11 protein-coding genes are annotated in these 9,250 nt (G+C 42.5%); 6 read left to right on the top strand and 5 right to left on the bottom strand.

The window, feature by feature from the left end; genetic code table 11:
* Nucleotides 1-258 (bottom strand): class I SAM-dependent methyltransferase (locus tag E0485_RS19560; RefSeq protein ID WP_132419756.1); only part of this gene is annotated, 258 nt, incomplete at its 3' end.
* Nucleotides 259-264: 6 nt separating this feature from the next.
* The gene (locus tag E0485_RS19555; RefSeq protein ID WP_132419755.1) at nt 265-1,242 is read right to left on the bottom strand and encodes a TIGR01212 family radical SAM protein; all 978 of its coding nucleotides are present in this window, start codon (nt 1,240-1,242) and stop codon (nt 265-267) included.
* Nucleotides 1,243-1,408: 166 nt separating this feature from the next.
* Here E0485_RS19555 and E0485_RS19550 point away from each other — a divergent pair, with 166 nt between their 5' ends.
* The gene (locus tag E0485_RS19550; RefSeq protein ID WP_132419754.1) at nt 1,409-1,942 is read left to right on the top strand and encodes a hypothetical protein; all 534 of its coding nucleotides are present in this window, start codon (nt 1,409-1,411) and stop codon (nt 1,940-1,942) included.
* 157 nt (nt 1,943-2,099) lie between these two features.
* Nucleotides 2,100-2,810, top strand: coding sequence for a tRNA (guanosine(46)-N7)-methyltransferase TrmB (trmB, locus tag E0485_RS19545; protein WP_132419753.1), 711 nt, complete (start codon nt 2,100-2,102; stop codon nt 2,808-2,810).
* 58 nt (nt 2,811-2,868) lie between these two features.
* Here the strand turns inward: trmB and E0485_RS19540 are convergent, their stop codons facing one another.
* Nucleotides 2,869-3,996, bottom strand: a complete 1,128-nt coding sequence (locus tag E0485_RS19540; RefSeq protein ID WP_235857642.1) for an MGDG synthase family glycosyltransferase — start codon at nt 3,994-3,996, stop codon at nt 2,869-2,871.
* Between the two features lie 292 nt (nt 3,997-4,288).
* Between E0485_RS19540 and E0485_RS19535 the strand changes: the two genes are divergently transcribed.
* Nucleotides 4,289-5,524, top strand: a complete 1,236-nt coding sequence (locus E0485_RS19535) for a glycosyltransferase family 2 protein (RefSeq protein ID WP_132419751.1) — start codon at nt 4,289-4,291, stop codon at nt 5,522-5,524.
* A gap of 288 nt (nt 5,525-5,812) precedes the next feature.
* Here E0485_RS19535 and hflC read toward each other — a convergent pair whose 3' ends face one another.
* Both hflC and hflK read right to left on the bottom strand, forming a co-directional pair.
* Nucleotides 5,813-6,679, bottom strand: a complete 867-nt coding sequence (gene hflC / locus E0485_RS19530) for a protease modulator HflC (protein ID WP_132419750.1) — start codon at nt 6,677-6,679, stop codon at nt 5,813-5,815.
* The gene (hflK, locus tag E0485_RS19525; protein ID WP_235857641.1) at nt 6,676-7,689 is read right to left on the bottom strand and encodes an FtsH protease activity modulator HflK; all 1,014 of its coding nucleotides are present in this window, start codon (nt 7,687-7,689) and stop codon (nt 6,676-6,678) included. Before hflK ends, hflC begins: the two co-directional genes overlap by 4 nt.
* Before the next feature lie 347 nt (nt 7,690-8,036).
* Between hflK and infC the strand changes: the two genes are divergently transcribed.
* Genes infC through rplT form a run of 3 tightly spaced genes read left to right on the top strand, consistent with a single transcriptional unit; the run spans nt 8,037 to nt 9,169 of the window.
* A complete protein-coding gene (gene infC, locus E0485_RS19520; RefSeq protein WP_132419749.1) occupies nt 8,037-8,534 on the top strand; it encodes a translation initiation factor IF-3 in 498 nt (165 codons plus the stop codon).
* A gap of 25 nt (nt 8,535-8,559) precedes the next feature.
* Nucleotides 8,560-8,757 (top strand): 50S ribosomal protein L35, encoded by a 198-nt coding sequence (rpmI, locus tag E0485_RS19515; RefSeq protein WP_132419748.1) that lies wholly within the window; start codon nt 8,560-8,562, stop codon nt 8,755-8,757.
* A 52-nt stretch (nt 8,758-8,809) separates the two neighbouring features.
* Nucleotides 8,810-9,169, top strand: coding sequence for a 50S ribosomal protein L20 (gene rplT / locus E0485_RS19510; RefSeq protein WP_132419747.1), 360 nt, complete (start codon nt 8,810-8,812; stop codon nt 9,167-9,169).
* Nucleotides 9,170-9,250: the final 81 nt, after the last annotated feature.

Raw genomic sequence — 9,250 nt, 5'->3', positions numbered from 1 at the left:
CGCTTCCATTGCATCGTGACTGCGGAGCGTGAGTGTGACCGAGCCCGCCGCGGGCTCGGTGGATAGGCGCTGGGCTGCGCTTTCCAGCGCCGCCGCTTGCACGTCAAAGCCATACACGCGGCCTTTGACGCCGACGACACGCAGTAGAAACTGCGTGTCAACCCCATTGCCGACAGTCGCATCGATGACTGTCTCTCCCACCTGGACGCGCTCTTTCACGAGCGATTGCGCCATGCTGAGTACTGACAGGAAGCCCATGTGAGCCTACACCTCCTCATGACTGCTAGGTGTGTTACCCACCCATTTTTTACCTTGCCATGTATCACGTCTACGCAATTCAGCATCGAATGCGTTCAACACTTCCCACTTCTTAAGACTCCACATAGGGCCGATGAGCAAATCACGCGGAGCATCGCCTGTCAATCGATGAACGATCATTTCTGGTGGCAGCATTTCTAACGCATCTACGACTAAATTTACATATTCGTCTTTTTCCAAGAACTGAAGCAGACCTGCATTGTATTGTTTAACCATTGGAGTTTTGCGCATAAGGTGAAGCAAATGAATCTTAATGCCTTGTACGTCCATTTGCCCAACCGCACGCGCTGTCTCAAGCATCATCTCGTGTGTTTCCTGAGGCAAGCCAAAAATAATGTGTGTGCAAACACGAATTCCGTGTTTACGCAGCTTGGCCACTGCGTCAATGTAGCACTGGGTGTCGTGCGCACGGTTAATCAGATCGGATGTTTGGTCATGAATCGTTTGCAAGCCCATCTCGATCCATAGATAAGTACGTTTATTTAAATCAGCTAAATATTCAACCACATCGTCAGGCAAGCAATCTGGGCGAGTAGCAATTGACAAGCCGACTACGCCCGGCTGCTCAAGGATAACTTCAAAATATTCTTTTAACCTTTCAACTGGCGCATAAGTGTTTGTGTAGGCTTGAAAATAGCCAATATATTTCGCATCGGGCCATTTCTGGTGTTGCAGATCACGCACCTTATTAAACTGCGTAACCAAATCATCTCGTCTAGAGCCAGCAAAATCGCCAGAACCGCGGGCAGAGCAGAAGGTACAGCCGCCAATGGCAATATTTCCATCTCGGTTCGGACAGGTGAATCCTGCGTCCAGCATCACCTTGAACACTTTAGTTCCAAATTGTTCACGCATTTCATAATTCCATGTATGAAAACGTTTATCTCCCCATAAGCGCGGAGTCGTTACGTATGTTTGCTCCATGTTTCATTCTCCTTGTTATTCGCTCTTCAAACAGCATTTATATTGTAGCCTAATTTCACATTGAACGAGAAGCCTCTATTTCCCGTATTTGAAATTCACTAAATCGGTAATGCTAAGAAAGCATGATTATTACTCCATTTTAACATACCGAAAGGGGACAAGAGGAATGAACAAGTTTCGCGTAACCGCAACAGCTTTAGCTTTAACTGCAGCACTGAGTATTTCAAGTGCAGCACTTGCTGAAACAACCGCAGCCGCTTATAATGCGCCAGCAGCTACAACGACACCAGGCAGAATGGTGAATGATGTGGGAACAATGACAGGCAATGTTGTCAATGATGTTACACAAGGTACAAGAAATATGGTGAATGACGTAAGAACTGGCACGACCAATATGATGAATACTGGTACAACGCCGAATCCGACTGGCGTAACGCCGCAAACCAATTACAATAATGGTATGCGCCCATACAATACAGGGGTAGCTCCATACAATGCTCCTAGTGGTGTAACTCCTAGTGGTGTAACTCCATATACCACTACGCCAAACAGTGTTAATCCATACTCGACCAATAATGCGAATAGACGTACCGTTCGCGCCGCTAATACCACTACTGGCTTTAACTGGGGCTGGTTAGGATTGCTTGGCCTATTAGGCCTAGCTGGTATGGGCGGTCGCAACCGTGAAAAAAATCGTTAATTAGCAGGACAAGTAAAACGAGTAATGTGTTAGAAAACAATACCTCTGCCCTTATTGGGTAGGGGTATTGCAGTTTCCTTTGATTTTTTTGAAGTAATCGTCTATCATGAAGCATGTTATTCCAACATGGGGACTTATTGTTTTGAGGAGGATATATATGCGACTAAGAGGCAGAAAAGGGATTCGCGAAAACATTGAAAGCCAAACGGATCTTGTTATTCTTAATCCACAGCAATATAAAGGCAAATGGCATGAGGTTTTCGGCAACGATAATCCGATTTATGCTGAGCTTGGTATGGGGAAAGGTAGATTTATCAGCGAACATAGCCGATTAAATCCGAATATCAATTACATCGGAATTGATATGTACGATGAGCTTATTCGCAGATCCAGCGAGAAGGCTCGTGAGGCACATACGTTAGAGGATGGAACTTGCGATGTAAGTAATATCAGACTTGTTATATGGAATATCGAGAAAATTGAGGAAATTTTTGCGCCAGATGAATTGCAGCGTGTTTACCTCAATTTCAGTGATCCTTGGCCTAAGAACAAACATGCCCGCAGACGTTTAACACATGCAGGCTTCCTTCATAAATATACCGACATTCTGAATGAGTGGGGAGAAATTCATTTTAAGACCGATTCGCAGAGCTTATTCGAGTTCTCTCTTAATTCCTTTGCGGATATGGGGCTTCGTATGCGCAATATTTCGTTAAATCTACATGAGGATGGACCGAATCCTGAGCATATCATGACAGAATACGAAATGAAGTTCTCATCGAGAGGGGTCAATATTCATCGCTGTGAGGTAGTAATTGGAGAGAAGGTACTTGAAGCTCATCTTGCAGAGCTTAAAGGACGTAAATAAAACATAGATGTACGCAAAAGGAGTAGTGCATATATATAAAAGCACTACTCTTTCTCGTTTAATTTAAGAGTTCTATGATGGCTTGAGAACAACTCCTAGGGTCGTAGTTGTCATCTGGATTACTCTGAAGGGATGGGCGAATACCGTCAATTTCCTGATCGGAAGCAAATTCCAGGATCATCTGACGCATGCGAACATCAATGGTTTGACCTGAAATTATCGGTTCACCAAAGCCTTGATCGAGAAAATATTGCATATTCTCTTCCTCTTGTCCAGGAATCGGTTTGTAGAATAGCATTGGAATTCCTTTAACTAATCCTTCTGTACACGTAATGCCGCCTGGTTTGGTAATGAGCAAATGGGAGACGTCCATGAGCTTATCAATTTCTTTGGTAAAGCCAAGCAATTTGATATGTGGATGCTGGAACCGCGGATCATTTGATAATTGTTGTAATGTTCGCTCATTACGTCCTAAGCAAATAATTAACTGAATATGTTCACGCCATTTGATTAGATCGTCCATAAAAAGATCGTTATCGAATAATCCCCAGCCACCACCCATCACGAGTACAGTTGGCATCCTTTTAAGCCCATATTGCAACCTAATTTCTTCACGGTTATTGTGCTGCCAGAAGGAAGGATGAATAGGTATGCCGGTTATTTGTATTCGATCAGCAGGAATGCCGCGATTTACGAGCTTTTGCTTCACCTCTGCTGTTGAGACCATATAACGATTAACTTCTGAACTCACCCAGGTGCCGTGAGCATCATAATCTGTTATAACCGTGCAGAGCGGGATTGAAAGTCCAGACTTCTTCAGTCTGGAAACGACTAGGTTCGGAAATGGATGTGTGCAAACAATCACATCAGGTCTTAGTTGCCGAATGACTTCATCAGTTTGACTATATAAAATCCGGTGAAGTGCCAATTGGGTTAGCGGATTAAGTGACTTCATATACTGAAATCGATATAGCTTTCCGTATAAGTGTGGCTTAGTCGAGACGGTTCTGCGATAAGCATTAAATATCCATGGAAAAAGAGTTGGGTGCAAAAAAGCGCCAAGCTCTATCACTCGCGTTGTGAGTCCCGGATAATATTGTCGCAGAGAAACCGATAATGCTTGAGCCGCTTGGGTGTGTCCGGCGCCGAACCCTTCAGATAGTAAGAGGATCCTTTTTTTACGCAAGCTGATTTCACCTAACCTTGTACCCAGTTTAATTAAATCTACATTACCTTTTTTATATCTATATTGCAACATGTGCCGAAGTTCACACGTCTAGATAAGAGAAGGAGGTGAGGTGGTATCCGACAGGTTTTATTTGAAAAATTTAATGAAAGAAGATTTGTAACTTGTATAACAGTGCATTATAATAGTGTGGGTCGATGTAGACATAGATAAAAAATCGACACCATTCGCTAAAGAGAAATTTTAAAGAGAGAAAAAATTTCGATAGGAGAATTTAAAGGGGGATCCACTTATGCTAGACCAGTTTATACTGGCGGCGCAAGTAGTTTTGGCATTGATCGGAGCGTACCAATTGGTATTGGCTTTTTTTGGCTATCGCACTCCGAAGAAGGTTAAATCACATGCACCGCAAAAAACATTTGCAGTATTAATTGCTGCTCACAATGAGGAACAAGTTGTCGGAGCTTTAATCGATAACTTGAAGAAGTTGAGTTACCCGAAGGACAAGTATGACATCTTTGTAATCGCAGATAATTGTACGGATGGTACAGCAAATATTGCTCGTAAAATGGGTGTGTATGCATGTGAACGTCACAATGATCAACTAAGAGGCAAAGGTTATGCAATTGAATGGATGCTCAAGGAGCTATGGCAACATCCTAGTTCCTATGATGGAATTGTCATTTTGGATGCTGATAATTTGGTTAGTCCAGATTTCTTGCAGCACATGAACAACGAGCTATGCAATGGTTCCAGAGTGATTCAAGGCTACTTGGATACGAAGAACCCATCAGACTCTTGGATTACTTCTGCATATGCCATCTCTTATTGGTATTGTAACCGTCTATGGCAGATGCCGCGCCGTAATCTAGGTATGGCTAACTACCTGGGTGGAACAGGGATGTGCTTTGACTCGACTCTTCTAAAGGAAATGGGTTGGGGAGCAACTTCGCTTGTAGAGGATTTGGAATTCACCATGCGCTGTGTACAGCGTGGAATCTATCCAACGATGAGCTATGAGGCGAAGGTTTACGATGAGAAGCCACTTGGCCTAAAAGCATCCTGTAAGCAAAGACTTCGCTGGATGCAGGGGCATTTTGACGTTGCACGCCGTTATTTCTTCCCTCTATTATGGCAGGGAATTAAAGAACGGAGCTGGACCAAAATTGATTCAGCGCTATATGCAGTCAATGTCTATAACCTATTCTTAGGTTCAATCATGACCGTCGTATTATGGATCGATATCTTACTACCAGGAAGCTCGTATTTACCATCACTCTATATTGAGGCTCCTGTGCTGTTTAATGTACTCACCATATTGATTTACGCACAATTCCCAGTGGCGCTTCTACTGGAGAAAGCACCGAAGAAGATGTTCCTTAACCTAGCGTCGTTTGTGGTGTTCCTGCTGTCTTGGTGGCCTGTAACGTTCTACGCTTTCTTCACACAGAACAACAAGCAATGGAGTCACACACAACACACTCGCGTTATCCGTCTCGAAGACGTGCACAGCAAACAGGCAAGCTAATAAAGAATAAGTCAGTCATTAACATTAGTGACTGATACATATACAAAACCCCGCAGACTTCTGCGGGGTTCTTCTCTTTCTTATATAACCCACGAAACTTTTGAGCGGGGAAGAGGGGTTAATTGTTGTAATAGCATGAAACGGAGAGAGAAATAATGGATGTAAAAGTGGAACGGTAGCCTTTCGAATTTCGTAAATTCCTTAAAATCTAATCAGATTACGAAATGAGGACAGCTATTGGAATCCATTATTTCTGCTCGGAGTTTCAGCATTCTATTATAACAATAATCACTTCTGACCCATCAAAATTTTCGTGTACGGCGAGTCGATTGGCATCATAATAACCGGCTCCCCTTTAAATGTCGTCAAATAACTCTCAAGTGTACGATAAAGCTGATAGAATCCAGGGTCCTTGCCATAGGCATCATTGTAAATTTTAGCTGCTTCCTGCTCGCCTTCTGCAATGATCTTCTTGGCATCCGCTTCAGCTTGTGCTTTCAGCTCAGTCGCTTCGCGATCTGCTTTGGATGTAATCTTGCGAGATTCCTCGTCACCTTCGGATAAGTAGCTTGCTGCAATGGACTGTCTGTCTGTAATCATACGGTTGTATACACTTTGCTTATTCTCATCAGGCAAGTCCGTACGTTTAATACGCACATCTACAACCTCAATGCCGAAATTGCTTTTTTCTAATTGCAGGGCAACTTCTTTTGTAATTTCATCATTTAAATTGCCTCGACTTGTATTTTCACTGATGATATTGCCATATTCAATTTCGGAAAGCTTTCTACGAACAACGTTGTACACAGCTGCATCAATTCGTGATTCACCATAAGAAACTGTTTTGAGCGTTCTTAGGAATTTTCCCGGGTCATTAATACGCCAAACGGTATAGTTATCAACTAGAATTGGTTTCTTATCTTTAGTTAAGATCTGTGTTGGATTACTGTTATATACTTTCTGATATTTAGGCATAGATGCCGTTGTTTCGATGAATGGAATCTTAAAATGCAAGCCTGGTTTGTCATATACGCGAACGAATTCTCCGAATTTCATGACAACTTTGTACTCGCCTTGATTAACAATAAAGAGTGAGCCTACGGCTAGAATAATAACAACAATAGCTCCTATAATGCTCGTTATCCACTTACTCATGGGGTAGTCGTCGCTCCCTTCGCAGAGCCTTTTAGCAAATCATTAACTGGGAAGTACTTCACCGTGCTGTCGTTATTGTCACTGATAATGATTTTGGCATTCGGTAATATTTTCTCAAGTGTTTCTAGAATGAGTCGATTCTCTGTGATGCTTGGGCTCTTGGCATATTCCTGCTGAACCGCATTGAACTTCGCCACATCACCTTGAGCGTTCAATATTCTCGATTTTTTAACGGCTTCTGCGTTCTCAAGAATAGCTTGTGCTTCACCTCGAGCTTTAGGAATGATGTCATTCTCATATTTCTTGGCGTTATTAATTTTGGTATTCTTTTCTTCTCGAGCGTTGGTTACTTCTTTAAAAGCGTTGGATACTTCACCTTCAGGAGGCTCGATATCTTGGAATTTAATATCCTGGATGAGAATTCCTGTGTCGTACAGATTATTTAATTCATCAAGCTTTTCTTTTACTTTAATCTGGACCTCAGTTTTACCATCCGTAATTGCGGAATCCAATTTTGTTGAACCAATGACCGTTCGAATAGCAGCGATTGAGGCATTGCGCAAGAATAGCTCGGGCTCCTCAATATTGTATAAATATTTTTCGATATTACCGATCTTCCATTCGACTACTGCATCGGCGGATACGATATTCTCATCTCCTGTAATCATAAGCGACTCGCCCTCTTCGGAGATATCCTTGCCGTTCTTCTCGATATAGCCAATATGTATGCGCTGTGTGATTTCTGCTGGTACTTTAATGACATCCTGAATTGGATATGGCAGTTTAAAATGTAGCCCCGCCTTTTCTTCACCTGTAAACTTTCCAAAAGTCATAATGGCTGCGCGTTCCTGCTCTTGCACAGTGTAGAACGTTGTAGAGCCGAGTCCAATAACAGCGAGAAGAACAGCACCGATGATTACGGCTTTACCCATCCCCTTTGGCAATTTGGGCATTTGAGGCATCTGAGGTCTTTGTGGCTGCTGTTTGGGCTCATTATCAAAAATGTTCATGCACCTGTGACTCCTTTCGTTTGAATAATTCCTTATTTCTTACGAAGTTGTCGGTGTTCGGGTTGCGTAATATTAGAGATAAATATAAATTAAGTTGATGCTTGACTTTAACGAATACCATGTGATATATTATTCAGGTAATAAATATTAAACTTCGCAAGCAGAGGCGCCCGCTTCTCACCTGTCCGACATCCGTTGGCTGGTTTAATGAAGATCTTTCTTTTACATGTAATGTCATGTTAGAATGTGATCGATGGGATGTGGGCATTAATGCACACATCCCTTTTTTATTGGAAGGCCGATTAACGGATCATCTTCGGAGGTGACAAGCTATTAGTAAAGAACATATGATTAACGATGAAATTCGTGTCAAGGAAGTACGCTTGATTGGTGCTGACGGTGAACAGCTCGGCATCAAACTGACTCGTGAAGCTATGCAAATGGCGCTCGAAGCTAACCTTGATTTGGTTAATGTGGCACCAACGGCTAAACCGCCAGTTTGTCGCATTATGGATTATGGAAAATTTCGTTATGAGCAGCAGAAAAAAGATAAAGAAGCTCGCAAGAACCAAAAGGTCGTGGATATTAAAGAAATCCGCCTCAGTGCGACAATTGATGAGCATGATTTCCAAACGAAGCTGCGCAATGCGATTAAATTTTTGAAAGATGGGGACAAAGTCAAAGCATCAGTTCGTTTCCGCGGACGTGAAATTGCCCATGCCGAAATCGGCAGGAAGGTACTTGAGCGTTTAGCAGCAGAAACTGCTGAAGTCTCCACCATGGAACGTACACCGAAGTTAGAAGGCCGTTCGATGATCATGATTTTGACACCAAAAACGTCATAAATTATTTTTTAGGAGGATTTCCACTATGCCAAAGATGAAAACACATAGCTCGCTAAAAGACCGTGTCAAAATTACGGGCACTGGTAAAGTTAAAAGATTTAAAGCTTACAGAAACCACTTGCTTTCACACAAATCAGGACGCCAAAAGCGTAACCTAGCTGGACACCCAGTAATGGCTGCTGGTGACGTTAAACGCTTAAAGCAATCCCTTTCTAACCTATAATAAGTTCCTTGTTTAAGGACGTATATTCAATCATATCTAGGAGGTATTTACTATGGCAAGAGTCAAGGGCGGATTTACTAACCGTCGTCGTCATAAAAAAGTTCTAAAATTAGCAAAGGGTTATTTCGGCTCTAAACACCGCCTGTTTAAAACAGCTAATGAGCAAGTAATGAAATCCTTTATGTATGCATACCGTGACCGTCGTCAAAAGAAACGTGACTTCCGCAGACTGTGGATCACTCGTATCAACGCGGCAGCTCGCATTAATGGTATGACTTACTCCACAATGATGCATGGTCTTAAACTTGCTGGTATCGAAGTTAACCGCAAAATGTTAGCTGATATCGCAGTTAACGATGCAAAAGCATTTGCAGATCTTGCAACTGCAGCTAGAGCAAAAGTGAACGCATAAATTAGCGAATATAATCTCTCGCGATCATATTGGTCGCGAGAGTTAAAAAGCTTTCCTTTAAGTAGATGATTTCTACCTGAA

Source organism: Paenibacillus albiflavus (assembly GCF_004344915.1).
Taxonomy (GTDB): domain Bacteria; phylum Bacillota; class Bacilli; order Paenibacillales; family NBRC-103111; genus Paenibacillus_AM; species Paenibacillus_AM albiflavus.
The sequence above is the reverse complement of the archived record's forward strand: the minus strand, read 5'-3'. Positions and strand labels throughout refer to the sequence as shown.